General features: G+C 55.0%; 16 protein-coding genes. 6 read left to right on the top strand and 10 right to left on the bottom strand.

What is annotated here, in order from left to right; all coding sequences use genetic code 11:
* The first annotated feature begins 13 nt into the window (after positions 1–13).
* Complete coding sequence (yccS, locus tag IB212_RS07955) at positions 14–2,176, top strand: YccS family putative transporter (protein ID WP_041910602.1); 2,163 nt, start codon at positions 14–16, stop codon at positions 2,174–2,176.
* On the opposite strand, the gene IB212_RS07950 is transcribed toward yccS, so the two are convergent.
* A complete protein-coding gene (locus IB212_RS07950) occupies positions 2,133–2,759 on the bottom strand; it encodes a TfoX/Sxy family DNA transformation protein (RefSeq protein WP_188245790.1) in 627 nt (208 codons plus the stop codon). The genes yccS and IB212_RS07950 overlap by 44 nt on opposite strands.
* A gap of 217 nt (positions 2,760–2,976) precedes the next feature.
* Here IB212_RS07950 and sulA point away from each other — a divergent pair, with 217 nt between their 5' ends.
* Positions 2,977–3,486: an SOS-induced cell division inhibitor SulA gene (gene sulA, locus IB212_RS07945; RefSeq protein WP_041910604.1), complete on the top strand. Its 510-nt coding sequence runs from the start codon at positions 2,977–2,979 to the stop codon at positions 3,484–3,486.
* Positions 3,487–3,840: 354 nt separating this feature from the next.
* Positions 3,841–4,896: a porin OmpA gene (gene ompA, locus IB212_RS07940; protein ID WP_108780329.1), complete on the top strand. Its 1,056-nt coding sequence runs from the start codon at positions 3,841–3,843 to the stop codon at positions 4,894–4,896.
* Positions 4,897–4,959: 63 nt separating this feature from the next.
* Here the strand turns inward: ompA and matP are convergent, their stop codons facing one another.
* Entirely contained in the window at positions 4,960–5,412 is a 453-nt protein-coding gene (gene matP, locus IB212_RS07935) for a macrodomain Ter protein MatP (RefSeq protein ID WP_023332611.1), read from the bottom strand.
* Between the two features lie 185 nt (positions 5,413–5,597).
* On the opposite strand from matP, the gene IB212_RS07930 reads away from it, so the two are divergent.
* Positions 5,598–7,358 carry a Lon protease family protein gene (locus tag IB212_RS07930; RefSeq protein WP_188245789.1) on the top strand — a complete coding sequence of 587 codons (1,761 nt, stop codon included), beginning with the start codon at positions 5,598–5,600 and terminating at the stop codon, positions 7,356–7,358.
* Between the two features lie 68 nt (positions 7,359–7,426).
* Positions 7,427–7,945 (top strand): bifunctional 3-hydroxydecanoyl-ACP dehydratase/trans-2-decenoyl-ACP isomerase, encoded by a 519-nt coding sequence (fabA, locus tag IB212_RS07925; RefSeq protein WP_000227926.1) that lies wholly within the window; start codon positions 7,427–7,429, stop codon positions 7,943–7,945.
* A gap of 71 nt (positions 7,946–8,016) precedes the next feature.
* Here fabA and rmf read toward each other — a convergent pair whose 3' ends face one another.
* The 6 genes from rmf to rlmKL all read right to left on the bottom strand — a co-directional run bounded on the left by rmf (position 8,017) and on the right by rlmKL (position 15,943).
* Positions 8,017–8,184: a ribosome modulation factor gene (gene rmf / locus IB212_RS07920; protein ID WP_013097261.1), complete on the bottom strand. Its 168-nt coding sequence runs from the start codon at positions 8,182–8,184 to the stop codon at positions 8,017–8,019.
* A gap of 256 nt (positions 8,185–8,440) precedes the next feature.
* The gene (gene pqiC / locus IB212_RS07915) at positions 8,441–9,007 is read right to left on the bottom strand and encodes a membrane integrity-associated transporter subunit PqiC (RefSeq protein WP_028012599.1); all 567 of its coding nucleotides are present in this window, start codon (positions 9,005–9,007) and stop codon (positions 8,441–8,443) included.
* The gene (pqiB, locus tag IB212_RS07910; protein ID WP_047364232.1) at positions 9,004–10,644 is read right to left on the bottom strand and encodes an intermembrane transport protein PqiB; all 1,641 of its coding nucleotides are present in this window, start codon (positions 10,642–10,644) and stop codon (positions 9,004–9,006) included. Before pqiB ends, pqiC begins: the two co-directional genes overlap by 4 nt.
* Positions 10,645–10,648: 4 nt before the next feature.
* On the bottom strand, positions 10,649–11,902 hold the full coding sequence (pqiA, locus tag IB212_RS07905; protein WP_045630037.1) for a membrane integrity-associated transporter subunit PqiA: 1,254 nt from the start codon (positions 11,900–11,902) through the stop codon (positions 10,649–10,651).
* A 12-nt stretch (positions 11,903–11,914) separates the two neighbouring features.
* Entirely contained in the window at positions 11,915–13,822 is a 1,908-nt protein-coding gene (locus tag IB212_RS07900) for an ABC transporter ATP-binding protein (RefSeq protein WP_028012596.1), read from the bottom strand.
* 12 nt (positions 13,823–13,834) lie between these two features.
* Entirely contained in the window at positions 13,835–15,943 is a 2,109-nt protein-coding gene (gene rlmKL / locus IB212_RS07895; RefSeq protein ID WP_188245788.1) for a bifunctional 23S rRNA (guanine(2069)-N(7))-methyltransferase RlmK/23S rRNA (guanine(2445)-N(2))-methyltransferase RlmL, read from the bottom strand.
* 98 nt (positions 15,944–16,041) lie between these two features.
* Between rlmKL and IB212_RS07890 the strand changes: the two genes are divergently transcribed.
* On the top strand, positions 16,042–17,151 hold the full coding sequence (locus tag IB212_RS07890) for a YcbX family protein (RefSeq protein ID WP_047364230.1): 1,110 nt from the start codon (positions 16,042–16,044) through the stop codon (positions 17,149–17,151).
* Here IB212_RS07890 and zapC read toward each other — a convergent pair.
* Together zapC and pyrD are read right to left on the bottom strand one after the other, a co-directional pair.
* Positions 17,148–17,690: a cell division protein ZapC gene (gene zapC / locus IB212_RS07885; protein WP_028012593.1), complete on the bottom strand. Its 543-nt coding sequence runs from the start codon at positions 17,688–17,690 to the stop codon at positions 17,148–17,150. The genes IB212_RS07890 and zapC overlap by 4 nt on opposite strands.
* A gap of 165 nt (positions 17,691–17,855) precedes the next feature.
* Positions 17,856–18,866: a quinone-dependent dihydroorotate dehydrogenase gene (gene pyrD, locus IB212_RS07880; protein WP_045261711.1), complete on the bottom strand. Its 1,011-nt coding sequence runs from the start codon at positions 18,864–18,866 to the stop codon at positions 17,856–17,858.
* Positions 18,867–19,011: the final 145 nt, after the last annotated feature.

The raw sequence follows: 19,011 nt of genomic DNA, 5'->3' as shown, positions 1-19,011 counted from the left end.
ACTGGCCGCGTTTATGCTAAGTCCACTGCTTCGCCGTTATACCTGGAACAGCGCCTGGCTCTACAACGTCAGGATATTTATCGCGCTTTGCGGCACGGCTGCCCTGCCATGGTGGCTGAATGATGTCAAGCTCACCATCCCCCTCACGCTGGGGGTGGTGGCCGGAGCGCTGGCGGATCTGGACGATCGCCTGGCCGGGCGTTTGCGGAATCTGGTCATTACGCTCGTCTGTTTTTTTATCGCCTCCGCGTCCGTTGAGTTACTTTTCCCCTGGCCGTGGCTGTTTGCCCTTGGCCTGACGCTTTCCACCAGCGGGTTTATTTTGCTGGGCGGTCTGGGGCAGCGCTATGCCACTATCGCCTTTGGGGCCCTGCTGATCGCCATCTACACCATGCTGGGCGTTTCCCTGTACGACCAGTGGTATCAGCAGCCTGTGCTGCTGCTGTTGGGCGCCATCTGGTATAACCTGCTGACGTTAACCGGCCACCTAATCTTCCCGGTTCGTCCTCTGCAGGATAACCTTGCGCGCAGCTATGAGCAGCTAGCCCATTATCTGGAACTGAAATCCCGGCTGTTCGACCCGGATATTGAGGAAGAAAGCCAGGCGCCGCTTTACGATCTGGCGCTGGCAAACGGCCAGCTGGTCGCCACCCTTAACCAGACGAAAGCCTCGCTGCTTACCCGTCTGCGCGGGGATCGCGGCCAGCGCGGCACGCGCAGAACCTTGCACTACTATTTTGCCGCTCAGGACATTCATGAGCGCGCCAGCTCCTCACACGTTCAGTATGCCGCCCTGCGCGAGAAGTTCCGCTACAGCGACGTCATGTTCCGCTTTCAGCGCCTGCTGTCCATGCAGTCACAGGCATGCCAGCAGCTCGCGCGCTCCATTCTTTTGCGCACGCCCTATCAGCACGACTCCCGCTTCGAACGCGTGTTTAGCCATCTTGATGCGGCGCTCGACCGCGTGCAGGCCAGCGGAACGTCACCGGAACAGATCAAAGCGCTGGGTTTTCTGCTCAACAACCTGCGGGCGATTGATGCTCAGTTGGCGACGATTGAGTCCGAGCAGGCGATGGCACTGCCGGGCAGCGAGGTGGATAACCAGCTTGCAGATGACAGCGTGCACAGCGTGAGCGATATGTGGCTAAGGCTGAGCCGCAACTTCACGCCGGAGTCGGCGCTGTTTCGTCACGCGGTGCGAATGTCCCTGGTCTTATGCGTGGGGTATGCTTTTATCCAGATAACCGGTTTGCACCACGGCTACTGGATCCTGCTGACCAGCCTGTTTGTCTGTCAGCCGAACTATAACGCCACCCGACACCGCCTGGCATTGCGTATTATCGGCACCCTGGTCGGCGTCGCGATCGGCCTTCCGGTGCTCTATTTCGTGCCGTCCATTGAAGGACAGCTGATCCTGATCGTGATCACCGGCGTGCTGTTCTTCGCGTTTCGCAACGTGCAGTACGCCCATGCCACAATGTTCATCACGCTGCTGGTTCTGCTCTGCTTTAACCTGCTGGGTGAAGGGTTCGAGGTCGCCCTGCCCCGCGTACTCGATACCCTGATTGGCTGCGCTATCGCCTGGGCCGCCGTCAGCTTTATCTGGCCGGACTGGCGTTTCCGTAATCTACCGCGCGTGTTAGACAGGGCTATGAACGCCAACTGCCGATACCTGGACGCCATCCTTGAGCAGTATCATCAGGGCCGCGATAACCGCCTGGCTTACCGGATAGCGCGCCGCGATGCGCACAACAGCGATGCGGAACTGGCCTCGGTGGTATCTAACATGTCAACGGAGCCTCGCGCCACGGCCGAGATTCGTGAGACGGCTTTCCGGCTGCTCTGCCTGAACCATACCTTCACCAGCTATATTTCCACGCTGGGCGCCCATCGCGAAAAACTCACCAACCCGGGCATCCTCAATCTGCTGGATGACGCGGTCTGTTATGTCGATGATGCACTGCATCACCGGCCAGCCGATGAACCGCGCGTGAGACAGGCGCTGGATGAACTTACCCAACGTATTGCGCATCTTGAGCCCGGAAACGACAGCAAAGCGCCTCTGGTGTTACAGCAGATTGGCCTGCTCATCGCCCTGCTGCCAGAAATTTGCCGGCTGCAACAACAAATCGCTACCTGGAGGAGTGATTCTCCAGTGGCTCAGGCAGCGCATTAAACCACTCCGTCAACTCCCGGCGAATGCCGGCCGGGAGTGCCGCCTCATGCAGCCCCTCGATCGCCCCTTCCAGCGCGAATAGCACTTTGATACTCAGCGCTTTATTTTTCTCCCGCATCTTCAGCCAGCTCTCCCTAGCGCCAAGCGCCCGCAGTGTTTCTTCGTTGGTGATGCCCGCTTCAAAGAGCAACACTTCCAGCTGAAAGGTCAGGTTTGGCAGGTCCTTAAGTCGATTGCGCTGATGCCGCTGGTAACGCTCTTTTCTTGCCGCATTAAGTGCGAAAGTGGAGAGCTGAAGCAGACGCTCCCTGTCCTGCCATAGCCCGTCATCCACCCGGTAATAGTTGAGAAGCACCGGACGGCCCCGCTTCATAAGGGTCAAAAAAGACGCGGCATTTTTCACACAGTATTTCGCACTTTCTTCACAGGCGCGGAGGTAGAGCTCACCTTCTGACACCATGGCAAAAACCGCATCATCCACTGCCAGGGTATAGCCGCCGAACAGCGCGCGATGATGAATTTCACCCAGTGGTGACAGGTATTCCTGGGATTTATAAATCCGTTCATAAGATATCTTTTTCATGATATTTCCCTTCAAAATCATAAAGTAACAACGAAATTTCTTACTAGCGGATCCGTTAGCAGGAAAATAGGCAACTTAGCGTCGTTGAGCAAGATGATTTTTCGAAGGACATCAACATTGAATGAATTTTGCGAGTCGCTTTCCGAAAATGAGGTTGATCTTTATGCATACAGGGGTTACTGTATATCCATACAGTAACTACAGGGCTGGAATGAATATGTACACTTCAGGCTATGCAAATCGCTCAACTTCTCTCTCCTCTACCGCGGGCACTGTCGCGCAGAACACCGTTGGGGGTGCTTCGACGGGGCTTATTAGTGAAGTGGTTTACCGTGAAGACCAGCCTCTGTTGACCCAACTCCTGCTGCTTCCGTTATTACAGCAGCTTGGTCAGCAATCACGCTGGCAGCTCTGGCTGACGCCGCAGCAAAAACTGAGCCGCCAATGGGTGCAGTCTGCGGGCCTGCCGCTGGCAAAGGTTATGCAGATCAACCAGCTTTCTCCCTGCGATACCGTCGAATCGATGATTCGCGCGCTACGCACCGGAAATTACAGCGTGGTGATCGGGTGGTTACCGGAAGAATTGACGGAAGAGGAACATTTTCGTCTGACCGAAGCGGCTGAAGAAGGGAATGCGATCGGGTTTATCATGCGCCCGGTTCGTCCAGATTCTTATCGCAGAGGACAACTTTCTGGGCTAAAAATTCACTCAAATTTGTATCATTGAGTGAAATTAAGATTTTTCCTGGAATTTTTTTTGACCGCAGGATGCGGTTTTAGTTCCCGGCCTCAAAATTGCGGCAAGGCTTGTCTGGTGCGGTTCTCCTTAATTTTATTGCACAAAATTCGTTCTAAAAATGTTAAATAATAGGTATACGGAACTTTTTTTTTCATATGCCTGACAGACTTCACACTTGTAAGTTTTCAGCTACGTTGTAGACTTTACATCGCCAGGGGTGCTCGGCCTAAGCCGAAGATATCGGTAGATTTATATTTGACCACGCCCCCCGGTGAAGGATTTAACCGTGATTCTCTCTTGAGACCTTCATGGCGAATTTTGGATGATAACGAGGCGCAAAAAATGAAAAAGACAGCTATCGCGATTGCAGTGGCACTGGCTGGCTTCGCTACCGTAGCGCAGGCCGCTCCGAAAGATAATACCTGGTATGCAGGTGGTAAACTGGGCTGGTCTCAGTTCCATGACACTGGCTGGTACAACAGCAGCCTGAACAACGATGGCCCTACTCACGAGAGCCAGCTTGGTGCAGGTGCGTTCGGTGGCTATCAGGTTAACCCGTATGTTGGCTTTGAAATGGGTTACGACTGGTTAGGTCGTATGCCATACAAAGGCGACACCATCAATGGCGCTTTCAAAGCTCAGGGCGTTCAGCTGACCGCTAAACTGGGTTACCCAGTAACTGACGATCTGGACGTGTACACCCGTCTGGGCGGCATGGTATGGCGTGCAGACTCCAGCAACAACATCGCTGGCGACGACCATGACACTGGCGTTTCCCCAGTATTCGCTGGTGGCGTTGAGTGGGCTATGACCCGTGACATCGCTACCCGTCTGGAATACCAGTGGGTTAACAACATCGGTGACGGTGCTACCGTTGGCGTTCGTCCAGACAACGGCATGCTGAGCGTAGGTGTTTCCTACCGTTTCGGCCAGCAGGAAGATGCAGCACCAGTTGTTGCTCCAGCGCCGGCTCCAGCTCCAGAAGTACAGACCAAGCACTTCACTCTGAAGTCTGACGTTCTGTTCAACTTCAACAAAGCGACCCTGAAACCAGAAGGTCAGCAGGCACTGGATCAGCTGTACACCCAGCTGAGCAACCTGGATCCTAAAGACGGTTCTGTAGTGGTTCTGGGCTTCACCGACCGCATCGGTTCTGACGCTTACAACCAGAAACTGTCTGAGAAACGTGCTCAGTCTGTTGTTGATTACCTGATCTCTAAAGGTATCCCAGCTAACAAGATCTCCCCACGTGGTATGGGCGAATCTAACCCAGTTACTGGCAACACCTGTGACAACGTTAAAGCTCGCGCTGCACTGATCGACTGCCTGGCACCAGATCGTCGCGTAGAGATCGAAGTTAAAGGCGTTAAAGACGTTGTAACTCAGCCAGCGGCATAAGTTATCGTCTTATAAAAAAACCCCGCCATGCGGGGTTTTTTATTGTCTGAAGAAAACAAAAATCTATTTTTTGCCCAACAACGCCTGAAGGTCGTTTTTCAGCGACGACATCTGGTTGGCGTACTTCTCTTTATGTTCGGCATCCTCAATCAACTGCACGATGGTTTCCGACAGGGTCTTACCACGCCGTTGTGCCAGCCCGGCCAGACGCTGCCAGACCACGAACTCCAGATCGATGGATTTTTTCCGGGTATGCTGATGCTCAGCATTAAAATGCCGTTTACGTCGCGCGCGGATAGTTTGCTTCATCCGGTTTAACAATGCAGGATTAATGTGCTTCTCAATCCAGCCATTGACCTGTACCGGTTCATTTTCGAGGGTCAGCAAAATATCCACGGCTTCTTGCGCAGCGCTGGCTTCGATGTAGCAGGTGATCAGCTCCCCTTCACGGTGCTTTTTGACCAGGTACTTCCATTTCCAGCCGCTTTCGAGATTTTCCAGTTGTTGATATTTCATTGCGATCTCAGTGTTACCACGTAACTCTGTTCAGAATATCAGTTTTTTAGCAATCTGCTGAAAAGAAATCATATCCTGTGAGTGACTGCAGCCAATCCGCCTGCTGAAACACCAATCCTGCTTGGGTAGAGCCCCCCGCTTACGGTATACTCCACGCTTTTACATCTGACTAAAAAACATCAACTTTGACCATTACGAAACTAGCATGGCGTGACCTTGTTCCGGATGCCGAGAGCTATCAGGAACTGTTTGCACAGCCCGATCTCGCAAAAGAACACGAATTCATCCTTAGCGATACGCAACCACGCTTACATTATGCGCTGGAGCAGACGTTAAGCCCGTGGGCGACATCGCCCTTCATGCTGCTGAAAGCCCCGGAAGAAGCGGAATATCTGTCGCTGCTTGGGGATGCCACGCGCCAGCTGCGGCCAGACACCACCGCGGTATTTGGCGGCCAGTATCGTATCGCGGGGCATAATATTACCTTCGGACCGGCGGACCAGGCCGACGGTCGTTTTGCTACTAACGGCGAGGTAATTACCGCTAATTGGGTCGAGGCTGAACAGCTGTTTGGCTGTCTGCGCCAGTTTAACGGCGAGCTTTCCCTGCAGCCGGGGCTGGTGCATCGTGCAAACGGAGGCGTGCTCATCATCTCTCTGCGCACTTTGCTCGCGCAGCCGCTGCTGTGGATGCGTCTGAAAACCGTTGTGACCCAACAGCGCTTTGACTGGGTCGGTTACGACGAGTCTCGTCCTCTTCCTGTCTCCGTGCCGTCAATGCCGCTGTCGCTGACCGTCGTGCTGATGGGTGACCGCGAATCGCTGGCGGACTTCCAGGAGATGGAGCCGGAACTGGCCGAACAGGCAGTTTACAGCGAATACGAAGACAACATTCAGATTGCCGATGCGGACGACATGGCGCAGTGGTGTCAGTGGGTGATGGCCGTGGCGGAACGTTTCGCATTGCCAGCGCCTGCCGCCGACGCGTGGCCGGGTTTAATCCGCGAAGCCGTTCGCTATACCGGTGACCAGGAAACCTTGCCGCTCTGCCCGCTCTGGATCGGCAAGCAGCTGCGTGAAGTCGGTACGATCAGCGGTAACGGTGCGTTTACTGGCGAACAGCTCACGCAGATGCTGGCGCAGCGAGAGTGGCGCGAAGGCTATCTTGCTGACCGCATGCAGGATGAAATTCTGCTGGAACAAATTCTGGTCGAGACAGAAGGCGAACGCGTTGGGCAGATCAACGCCCTCTCGGTGATCGAGTTTCCTGGCCATCCGCGCGCGTTCGGTGAACCCTCGCGAATCAGCTGCGTTGTGCATATTGGCGACGGCGAGTTTACCGATATTGAACGCAAGGCCGAACTGGGCGGCAACATTCACGCCAAAGGCATGATGATCATGCAGGCATTTTTGATGTCTGAGCTGCAGCTTGAGCAGCAAATCCCCTTCTCCGCCTCGCTGACGTTTGAGCAGTCCTACAGCGAAGTGGATGGCGATAGTGCCTCAATGGCGGAGCTGTGCGCCTTAATCAGCGCCCTGGCGGACGTGCCGATCAACCAGAACATTGCTATTACCGGTTCGGTCGATCAATTTGGTCGTGCTCAGCCCGTTGGCGGTCTGAACGAAAAAATTGAAGGCTTCTTCTCTGTCTGTCAGCAGCGCGGTTTAAACGGCAAACAGGGTGTGATTATTCCGGCGCCTAACGTACGCCATCTCAGCCTGTGCCAGGATATTCTGGACGCGGTTGAACAGGAACAATTCGCCATCTGGGCCATCGAAGGGATTGAGGATGCACTACCCTTACTGACAAACCTGGTTTGGGATGGCGAAGGTCAGACAACTTTGATGCAGACTATCCAGGAGCGCATTGCTCAGGCGACGCAGCAGGATGCTCGCCATCGTTATCCATGGCCGTTACGCTGGCTGGGCTGGTTCAGTTCGAACTGATCGGACTTGTTCAGCGTACACGTGTTAGCTATCCTGCGTCCTTCACTAAAATAAGGCTTACTGAGAACATGGTAGATAAACGCGAATCCTATACAAAAGAAGATCTTCTTGCCTCTGGTCGCGGAGAACTGTTTGGCGCGAAAGGCCCACAGTTACCGGCCCCGAACATGCTGATGATGGACCGTGTCGTGAAAATGACCGAAACCGGCGGCAACTTCGATAAGGGTTACGTAGAAGCAGAACTTGATATCAACCCGGACCTGTGGTTCTTCGGTTGCCACTTTATTGGCGATCCGGTAATGCCTGGCTGCCTGGGCCTGGATGCCATGTGGCAGCTGGTTGGCTTCTATCTGGGCTGGCTGGGTGGTGAAGGTAAAGGCCGCGCGCTGGGCGTGGGCGAAGTGAAATTCACTGGTCAGGTTCTGCCTACGGCGAAGAAAGTCACCTATCGTATTCACTTCAAGCGCATCGTTAACCGTCGCCTGATTATGGGCCTGGCGGATGGCGAAGTGCTGGTAGACGGTCGTCTGATCTATACCGCGAACGACCTGAAAGTGGGTCTGTTCCAGGACACTTCCGCGTTCTGATATCGCTTTAAGCGACCCCGGAAAGGCGAAACCTCCGCAGTGCGGAGGTTTCTTTTTTTAAAGAGACGTTATCAGGCTATAAGTGCCCTGTCGCCGATGGCTTCTCGCCAGCCTCCAAGCCATTGTGACCTTTGATTTATCGTCTGATAAGGACACATTTCTTTCGAACGTCCAGCGATGCCGGCCTGATAACCACGTTGATGAGCCCGTTCCAGGCGATCTCGTTTCTGTCTCTTCATGCCTCGTTTCCCTCATTCTTTTGTCTGGTGGAAAGAAAACAGTGTCCGCGCCAGATGCGCAGGCACAGATAACGAATACCCTGAATTAGTCCCAGCGTCAATGTTCAAAATTCATACGGGTGTCATATTTGTGAGCTAGCCAGAAGATCATTTGTACAAAAATTGTGACCCGGCACAAGTAACAACCTGACGCAAAAACGAAAAAAAAACCGCAATCAGCACCAGGCCGATTGCGGTTTTTGACGATGAATTTTACTTATGGCAGCCGGGAAATTTCCCTGGCGATACTGGCTGACTCCTGCGCCCAACCCTGAGCCAGCACTTTCACCATTTCATCATAGCCATCCTTCTGCTGCTTCAGCTCCAGATGGAAAGGACGCTTAATCAGCTGTCCCTGATGATTCAACAGCCACTCGCCGCTGATGACAACGGCACCGTCATAACGGCCGTGGAAGCCCGTTACCGTGACGTTCAGCGTGTCCTGATCGCTTCCCAAAGGCTGGGAGGCAACAACCCAGCCCGGAAGCTGGCTGCCCAGATTCGCCACCAGCGTATTGCGTAACTGCTGGTCCAGCGGGCTGGCCCACAGGTTGTTGTTGGCGATAACGTACTGTACATCGCTGGTCTGATAGACCACCCCGTTGCCGGCCAGATAATCCGGCACGGCGACCTGCTCAACCCACAGCAGACGGTTGCCCTGCGAGGCGGAACTTTGCGTAACCGCCTGCGTCACCAGAGGCAGCTGGTAGTAGCTTTTCGTTTCGCTCCCGGAGCTACAGGCCGTGAGTACCATCGCTCCTGCAATCGCTAGCCATTTTTTCATTGTTTCGCCCTCTTCGGCTCAGGATCCTTTTTATCTTTCGCTTCGAACACCAGCGCGTTGCTCTTCTCGTTGAGCGTTTTCAGAACCGGCTGCAGTTCACGCAAGACCTGATCGAGACGCTGCATATCTGCCACCATCTTGTTGTACGCCGCCGAGCCAGGCTGGAAGCCCTGCATACTGCGGTTCAGCTCGCGCAGCGTTTTCTGCATATCCTGCGGCAGCTGCTGCATACTCTGATTTGCAGTTATCTTGTTGATGTTATCCAGCGTGGTCTGCAGGCGCTGCATTGTCGCCTGGCTTTGATGTAACGAACCTGTCGCCGCCTCAATCATTGGGTTCAGAGGCAGATTGTTAATTTTATCCAGCGTTTCCATGAGACGCTGCTGGATCTGGGCCAGACCGCTGCTTACCGTTGGGATGATCTTGTAACCACCAAACTCACGCATACCGGTAATCGGCGGCGCTTTTGGATAGAAGTCCATATCGACATACAGTGCGCCGGTCACCAGGTTACCGGTTTTCAGCGAGCCGCGCAGACCGCGATTCATCAGGTCGGTGATGTGCTCGCCGATATCCTGATTCTCACCAATCTGGTTGATCAGGCGCTCAGGCTCAATGCGGATCAGCACCGGAATACGGTAATCATCATCAAGCATCTGCTTAAGGCCTGGAACAAAGTAAGGCACTTGTCCCACCGTCCCCAGACGAATACCGCGGAACTCAACGGGCGCCCCAGGCTGCAGGCCGCGAACAGAATCCTTAAAGAACATCAGGTAGTCGATGTGATCGGTATAGAGTGCATCCTGAATGCTTTTTTGATCGTCGAACAGGCGAAAAGCGGTGTTCTCCGCAACCGGCTGTCCCAGGTCCAGACCTTCGGGTACGTCAAAACTCACGCCGCCGCCAAACAGTGTTGTCAGCGAGCCCATTTCTACACGCATGCCTGCCGAGGTCAGATCCACCGCGATGCCGCTGTCTTTCCAGAAACGGACGTTGCTGGTAACCAGACGATCGTTAGGCGCATTGATGAACAGCTGATAGCTAATGGCTCTTTTCTGAGGATCGAAGGTGCTCTTCTCCACCGAACCCACGCGATAGCCGCGGAAAAGTACCGGGTCGCCCGCCGTGAGCTGGCCCGCTTTTTTACTGTCGAGGATCACGCGGATACCTTTTGCATCAGGCGGTGCTAGCGGCGGTGAATCCAGAAGCTGGTACTGCGCCGGCTGGCTGCCTTTTGCACCCGGCTGCAGTTCGATGTAGGCACCTGAGAGCAGCGTTCCTAAGCCGCTGATCCCTTCACGTCCCACCTGCGGTTTAACCACCCAGAAAACAGAATCGCCGTGCAGGAGTTTTTCCATGCCGGCATTAAGACGCGCCTTAATCTCCACATGGGTTAAATCGTCGGTCAGGGTTGCGCTTTCCACCACGCCCACATCCACGCTACGGCTTTTGATGGTCGTTTTACCGCCCTCAATTCCTTCGGCATTGGTGGTAATCAGCGTCACTTCCGGTCCCTGATGGCTGTAGTGATAAAACAGGATCCATGCACCGATCAGCGCGGTCACGATGGGGAAAATCCACACCGGCGACCAGTTTTTGACCTTCTGCACTTTCGCCTCTCCACTCTTATTTTCCATGCTCTTACTCTTCCTCATGGCTTGATTCAGGCTCACGATCCCACGATAAACGAGGGTCGAAGGTCATGGCCGCAAACATGGTCATAATTACCACCAGTGCAAACATTAAAGCCCCCATCGCGGGATAAATACTCATCAAACCGCCCATCCGCACCAGCGCAGAGAGAACGGCAATCACAAACACGTCGATCATTGACCAACGACCGACAAATTCGACCACTTCGTAAATCAGATGCATGCGTTCACTGTCGCGTTTTCCGTGGCCTTTTGCATCCCAACAGAGCCAGGCAATGGCGATCATTTTTAAAGTGGGCACCATGATACTGGCGATGAAAATCACGCCGGCGACAGGATAGGATCCTTCGCTCCACAGCAGTATGACCCCGGCGAGGATCGTCGAGGGCATTTTATCGCCGAGCAAATCGGTGATCATAATCGGCAGAATATTAGCGGGCAGATACAGCATGACGGACGTGACCAGCAGTGCCATCGTCCACTGCAGGCTATTTTTACGGCGAACATGGCCCTTCGTTTCGCAGCGCGGACAAACCTCAAGATCGGCGGGCAGCACGGCGGTACAGCACGGACAAGAACGGAGCCCCTGGCGGATACCCGGCACGCCGACCTTCACCGTCTGCGCGAGCGTCGGTGCCGGGGCGATATCGTCCCAGGCCCAGCGCCTGTCCACGCACTGGAAAGCACGCAACTGCAGGACACAGTACAGACACCAGGGAATAAAACTGCTGCCTATCCCCACGTCGCCGTACGCCATCAGCTTCACGAAACTGACCAGTATCCCTGCGAGAAAGATCTCGGCCATCCCCCAGCTTTTGAGCTGAAAAAGGATGCGCGCGAGCCGGATTTTCAGCGGTGACGGCATCCTGACGCGGTTAACCAGCAGCAGGATGATGACCAGGCAGCACGCCGGGACTATCTGGACGAATAGCAGAAAAAAGGTGCCGAGGCTGGCGTAATCTTCCGAGAACATCACGCCCGGGATTTCAAGCAGATCCACCTGGCTTGTCATCCCGCCTACCTTCATATAGACGAAGGGGAAGAGATTGGAGAGCAGCAGCATGAACAGTGCTGCCAGCGCGTAAGCGGTGGGACGCTGCCGCGGCGCGTCCCACTCGGTTGTCAACGTCGCGCCACAGCGTGGACACTGGGCTTTATGTCCGTGACCAAGCTCTGGCAACGCCACGAGCATATCGCATTGCGAGCATAATATATGCCTGTCGGCATGGTGCTGGTCACACATATTTAATCCCTGTTATGCGCCGTTTTTCAGAGACTCAAGGTACTCCCAGCGCTCAAATGCTTCTTCCAGGGCTTTTTCAGCCGCGGACATTTCAGCCAGTACTTTCTGAGTATAGTCATGCGATTGGGTAAAGAATGAGGCATCAGCAACCTGCGCTTGCAGCTCCTCAAGCGCGGCCTCCAGCTCTTCAAGACGCTGAGGTAGCCCCTCCAGTTCGCGCTGCAGGTTATAGCTTAGTTTAGCCGAGGTTTTCTTGACAGTTTCTGCTTTTGTTACAGCAGGTTCAGAACTTGTTCTGGACTTCGACTGTTTCTGCGCCAGAGACTGCGACTGCTGCCCTTTTGCGTCGTGATAACCGCCCACGTACTGGCCAATTCGCCCTTCACCTTCGAAGATCCAGCACTCGGTCACGGTGTTATCCACGAACTGACGATCGTGGCTAACCAGCATCACGGTTCCCTGATACCCATCGATCAGCTCTTCGAGTAATTCCAGCGTTTCGACATCCAAATCGTTCGTCGGTTCATCGAGGATCAACAGATTACTTGGCTTCAGGAACAGACGGGCCAGCAGAAGACGGTTACGCTCCCCGCCGGACAGCGCGCGCACCGGTGTCATGGCGCGTTTCGGGTGGAACAGGAAGTCCTGCAGGTAGCCCAGAACGTGACGCGGCTTGCCGTTTACCATCACTTCCTGTTTACCTTCGGCGAGGTTGTCCATCACCGTGCGGTCCGGATCCAGCTCCGCGCGGTGCTGATCGAAGTAGGCCACTTCCAGCTTGGTGCCACAGTGAATGCGACCGCTGTCGGCCTGCAGCTGGCCCAGCATCAGCTTCAGCAGCGTGGTTTTGCCGCAGCCGTTCGGGCCGATGAGCGCAATTTTGTCCCCGCGCTGAACCTGCGCAGAGAAATCTTTCACCAGCACCTTGCCGTCAACCTGGTAGTTAACGTTTTCCATTTCGAAGACTATCTTGCCGGAGCGGGACGCCTCTTCCACCTGCATTTTGGCGCTGCCCATGACTTCGCGGCGCTCGCTGCGCTCGCGACGCATCGCCTTCAGGGCACGCACGCGGCCTTCGTTACGGGTACGGCGGGCTTTGATGCCCTGGCGGATCCAGACCTCCTCCTGCGCCAGCTTGCGGTCGAACTCCGCATTCTGCAGCTCTTCCACGCGCAGGTTTTCTTCTTTCTCCAGCAGATAGGTGTCGTAATCGCCAGGATAGGTGACCAGCTTGCCGCGGTCGAGGTCAACAATGCGCGTCGCCATATTGCGAATAAACGAACGGTCGTGCGAGATGAAGATGATGGTGCCGCTGAAGGTTTTCAGGAAACCTTCCAGCCAGTCAATTGCTTCGATATCCAGGTGGTTGGTTGGTTCGTCCAGCAGCAGTACCTTAGGGCCGCTGACCAGCGCGCGCCCCAGCGCCGCTTTACGCAGCCAGCCGCCGGAGAGCGCCGACAGCTCCATGTCGGGTTCCAGCCCGAGCTGCGCCAGCACCTCGTTAATGCGGTTTTCCAGCTGCCACAAACCGTGGTGATCGAGCATCTCCTGCACTTTCGCCAGTTCGTTGAGATTCTTGTCGCTCGGGTCGGTCATCACCAGATGCGAAATCTCGTGATAGCGCTTCAGGTACTCCGCCTGCTCGGAGATGCCTTCTGCCACGAAATCGTACACGCTGCCGGTCACATGACGCGGCGGATCCTGCTGGAGGCGGGAGACGATCAGATCCTGCTCGTATACGATGCGGCCATCATCCAGCCCCTGCTCGCGGTTGAGGATTTTCATCAGCGTGGATTTACCCGCGCCGTTACGGCCCACCAGACAGACGCGCTCGTTATCTTCGATATGCAGCTCTGCATTATCGAGAAGCGGTGAGTCGCTGAAAGAGAGCCACGCGCCGTGCATACTAATTAATGACATTTATTTTTCCTTTCAGACCGCGGTAATCAACCAGCAGTTATGAATTTGACGGTTACGGGCGAAGTCCTGAGACAGCGTTTTTTGACTGATTTCTTGTGCTTTCAGTCCCAGGGCTGCCAGGCCGTCATGATCCATACGGAAGCCGCGTTTGTTATTCGAGAACATAATGGTGCCGCCTTTGCGCAGCAGGCGCTTCAGGTCGGTCATCAGGCGCAGGTGATCGCGTTGAACGTCAAAGCTATCCTCCATGCGCTTGGAGTTAGAAAAGGTCGGCGGATCGATAAAGATCAGGTCGAACTGCTCGTCGGTATCGCGCAGCCAGCCCAGCACGTCGGCCTGCATCAGGCGATGCTGACGTCCGGTTAAGCCGTTCAGACGCAGGTTACGCTCGGCCCACTCGAGATAGGTGCGGGACATATCCACCGTGGTAGTGCTGCGCGCGCCGCCGAGACCGGCATGCACGCTGGCGCTGCCGGTGTAGGAAAACAGGTTGAGGAAATCTTTGCCCTTGCTCATCTGGCCGAGCATACGGCGGGCGATGCGGTGGTCGAGGAATAGGCCGGTATCAAGATAGTCGGTCAGGTTCACCCACAGGCGAGCGTTGTATTCGCCCACTTCGATAAAGTCGCCCTTTTCGCCCATCTTCTGGTACTGGTTTTTACCCTTCTGACGCTCGCGGGTTTTCAGCACCAGCTTGTTCGGCGCAATCCCCAGCACGGCAATGGTGGCCGCAATGACGTCCAGCATGCGCTGGCGCGCTTTTTGCGCATCGATGGTTTTCGGCGGAGCATATTCCTGAATCACCACCCAGTCCGCATAGCGGTCAACCGCTACGTTGTACTCCGGCAGGTCGGCATCGTACAGGCGATAACACTCGATCCCTTCCTGCTTCGCCCATTTTTCAAATTTCTTCAGGTTCTTGCGCAGGCGGTTGGCGTAATCCTCTGCCACGCCGGTTGGCTTGCTGTCCGCCGCTTTCTCTGCCAGATGGTAGTTTTTCTGCAGGCAGTCCAGCGGGCCGTTTTTCGCTTTAAACTGGCGATCGGCACGCAGCTGCAGGCAACTCAGCAGCTCCGGCGAGGCGCTGAACAGAGACAGATTCCAGCCGCCGAAGTGGTCCTTCATATTGCGGCCCAGCAGGCTGTGCAGGGCAATCAGCGCAGGCTCGCTGTCCAGACGCTCGCCGTATGGCGGGTTGCTGATTACGGTCCCGTACGGGCCCTTCGGCAGCGGGTTGGTCAGGTTCGCCACGTCTTTCACCTCGAAGGTGACCAGCTCGCCGATACCGGCGCGACGGGCGTTGCTGCGCGCGCGTTCTATTACGCGCGGGTCGCTATCCGAACCGTAAAAGTGAGAGGTATACTCCGCCAGCCCCTTACGCGCGCGGGTCTGCGCGTCGTCTTTAACCTCTTTCCAGAGCGCTTCGTCGTGCTGCGCCCAGCCTTTGAAGCCCCAGTGGCCGCGGTGCAGCCCCGGCGCACGGTCGGTTGCCAGCATTGCGGCCTCAATCAGCAGCGTACCGGAGCCACACATTGGGTCAAGCAGCGGCGTGCCCGGCTGCCAGCCGGAGCGCATCACGATGGCGGCGGCCAGGGTTTCTTTGATCGGCGCCATACCGGTGCGATCGCGGTAGCCGCGCAGGTGCAGACCCGCGCCGCTCAGATCGAGGGAGATGCTCGCCGTGTCGCCGTTCAGCCAGACGTTGATACGCAGGTCCGGGTTTTCGCGATCAACGTTCGGACGTTCCTTATTTTTACGCGTGAAGCAGTCCACAATGGCGTCTTTTACGCGCAGGGCGCCGTACTGGCTGTTGCGGATCTCGTCGTTCACGCCGTTGAAATGCACCGCGAAGGTGGCGTTAGGCGTGAAGATCTCTGTCCAGTCGATCATCTGTACGCCGGTGTAGAGATCCAGGTCGCTATAGACCTTGCATTCCTTCATCGGCAGCATGATGCGCGACGCCAGACGGCTCCACATCAGGCTCTGGTAAATAAGCCGCGTGTCGCCCTCAAAATGGACACCACCCTGAACCACCTGACACTCTTGCGCGCCCAGGCTTTCCAGTTCAGTTTTTAACAGCTCTTCCAGCCCACGGGCCGTACTGGCAAACAGAGAATTCATATCGTCACTTTTACTCTTAGAAAATTGTCGCGCATTATAGCTAATATGGCGTGTATGTCATAAAGTTGAAGGCTTATTTTCATTCGAGGGAGTGTGCAGTGGCGACGTTATCCAGGCTTTTTATTCATCCGGTGAAATCCATGCGCGGCATCGGCGTCACTCACGCGCTGGCAGACATGAGCGGGTTCGCCTTCGATCGTATTTTTATGGTCACCGAGCCTGACGGTACGTTTATCACCGCACGCCAGTTCCCTCAGATGGTTCGTTTTACCCCTTCTCCGCTTCATGACGGTTTGCATCTGACCGCGCCGGACGGTTCCAGCGCGGTGATTCGCTTTGCGGATTTTGCGGCTGTCGACGCGCCAACGGAAGTATGGGGCAACCATTTCACCGCGCGCATCGCCCCGGATGAAATTAACCGCTGGCTGAGCGGCTTCTTCTCCCGCGACGTGCAGCTGCGGTGGGTTGGGCCGGAACTGACGCGTCGCGTAAAGCGCCACGACGCCGTTCCCCTCTCCTTCGCGGATGGCTTCCCGTTCCTGCTCACCAACGAAGCGTCTCTGCGTGATTTACAGAATCGCTGTAAAGCCAGCGTACAGATGGAACAGTTCCGCCCGAATCTGGTCGTGACCGGAGCGGACGCCTGGGATGAAGACACCTGGAAAGTCATCCGCATTGGCAGCGTCATCTTTGATGTCGTCAAACCCTGCAGCCGCTGCATTTTCACCACGGTAAGTCCTGAGAAAGGCCAAAAGCATCCTTCCGGCGAGCCGCTGAAAACGCTGCAATCGTTCCGTACCGCGAAGGACATCGGCGATGTCGATTTCGGCCAGAACCTGATCCCGCGATCCAGCGGCGCAATCCGCGTAGGCGATGAGGTTGAAATTCTCGCCCGCGGGCCGGCGCGAGTGTACGGCTCAGGCCAGGAAGAAGAAATGGTCGAGGTTGAGACGAATGTCGCCACTGGGGTGGATATTCACTGGCAGGGCAAGGTTATTCGTGGCAACAATCAGCAGGTTTTACTGGAGCAGCTGGAGCAAGCCGGTATTCGCGTACCGTATTCCTGCCGCGCGGGAATTTGCGGATGCTGCCGCATCAAGCTGCTGGAGGGAGAAGTGAGTGCGCTGAAAAAATCTGCAATTGGAAATGACGGCACAATCCTGTGCTGTAGCTGCGTACCGAAAACGTCGGTACAACTGGAAGCTTAAACCGCTTGTTCGAGGCTGAAGGCATCGACGCGCAGCTGTGGTTTCAACCTGTCATTCATGACTTTGATCGCATCACCTAACTGCATTACGCGCCCGGCAATCGTCACGCCGGGCTGCGCCAGCAGACAGAGTGCGGCGTTTTCGCCCGGCTCAACCACTAACAAACTCACCTCTTCGGCGGTATCGCTCAGGTTAACGCTGGCCGCATCGCCCGTTGCTGGCGTCCAGTCCATGCCGTGAGGCAGGAAATGCCAGCTTTTCGGCATTTGCGGTTTCAGGAAACGGATAGCCACCAGCGCATTTAATACCAGTTCGGCACGCTGCTCTTTAGAGAGCATCAGGTCGCGGCATTTTTCTTCAAAGGAGAAATAAAGCGCCGCATCGTCAACGCAAAAGCCCGATGGAGAAAACGCGTCCGGGGTTAACATTCGGCGGGCAAAACGAGAACGAAACAACATGCCATTGGCTAAATCGAGCATCATACGGTCATGCTCGTCGCAAAAATACCAGCGCCAGTTATCGTCAGGTTTAATTCGCATGTGTCTCTCCCGTCCCCAAACGTCCTGTACTAAAAATGTCCTGTTCGCCGCTTCGTTTATAACACTAGTAATAAAAGACGATAATGTCTAAATAAGCAACAGTGACGGAATATAAAACAACCAGGGCTGGAAATAAAGCCCTGGTTGTCTGATTAAGAAAAAAGATTAGATATGCGTAACGATTTCTTTAATCAAAGGCGGGCCTTTAAAAATAAAGCCGGAATAGATTTGCACCAGTGACGCACCGGCCGCCATCTTCTCGCGCGCAGCAATCACCGAGTCGATACCGCCGACGCCAATAATCGGTAAACGGCCTTTTAATTCCGCAGACAGCGCGCGAATAATTTCGGTGCTTTTTAATTGTACCGGACGGCCACTTAACCCACCCGCTTCGTCACAGTTTTTCATTCCCTGAACGAGCGAACGATCGAGCGTGGTATTCGTTGCAATCACCCCGTCAATATTATGGCGAACCAAACTGTCGGCAACCTGGATCAATTCTTCGACAGAAAGATCCGGCGCGATCTTCACCGCGACCGGAACATATTTATGGTGGATCGCCTGGAGTTCATTTTGTTTATTTTTAATGGCACTCAGAAGATCGTCCAGCGCTTCGCCATATTGTAAGGAGCGCAGCCCCGGGGTATTGGGTGAGGAAATATTCACCGCGATATACCCGGCATAGGCGTAGACTTTTTCCATACAAATCAGGTAGTCATCTTTACCCTGCTCAACCGGCGTATCTTTATTTTTGCCAATATTGATGCCTAACACCCCATCAAAATGGGCTTTCTTCACGTTCTCTACCAGATGATCAACGCCGAGGTTATTAAAGCCCATGCGGTTGATTAACCCTTCGGCTTCGACCAGGCGGAACAGGCGCGGCTTGTCATTTCCCGGCTGCGGGCGCGGCGTGACGGTACCAATTTCGATGGAGCCAAAGCCCATCGCGCCCAGGGCATCAATGCACTCGCCATTTTTGTCCAGACCGGCCGCCAGACCCAGCGGATTTTTAAAGGTCAGCCCCATGCACTGCACAGGCTTTTCCGGCACGTTTTGACGCACCAGGGCCGCCAGAGGCGTTCCTGTAATGCGACGTAATTGCTGGAATGTAAATTCATGAGCGCGCTCGGGGTCGAGCTGGAAAAGGGCTTTACGAACGAAGGGGTAGTACATGAACTCTCCTGGATTCCCGGTGTGCAAACCGGGAGGGGATTATGGGCGATCCCGTCACGAAAGGGAATTGACCTGCGGCAAAAAATCGGCGTAAAACGCAATCGTTTACCTACCACTCTCTTTCTTATGCAGTTTTTCGCAGTTT

Source organism: Enterobacter sp. E12 (assembly GCF_014596715.2).
GTDB classification, from domain to species: Bacteria; Pseudomonadota; Gammaproteobacteria; order Enterobacterales; family Enterobacteriaceae; genus Enterobacter; species Enterobacter bugandensis.
Note: the sequence above shows the minus strand (reverse complement) of the source record. Positions and strands in the feature narration are given on the sequence as shown.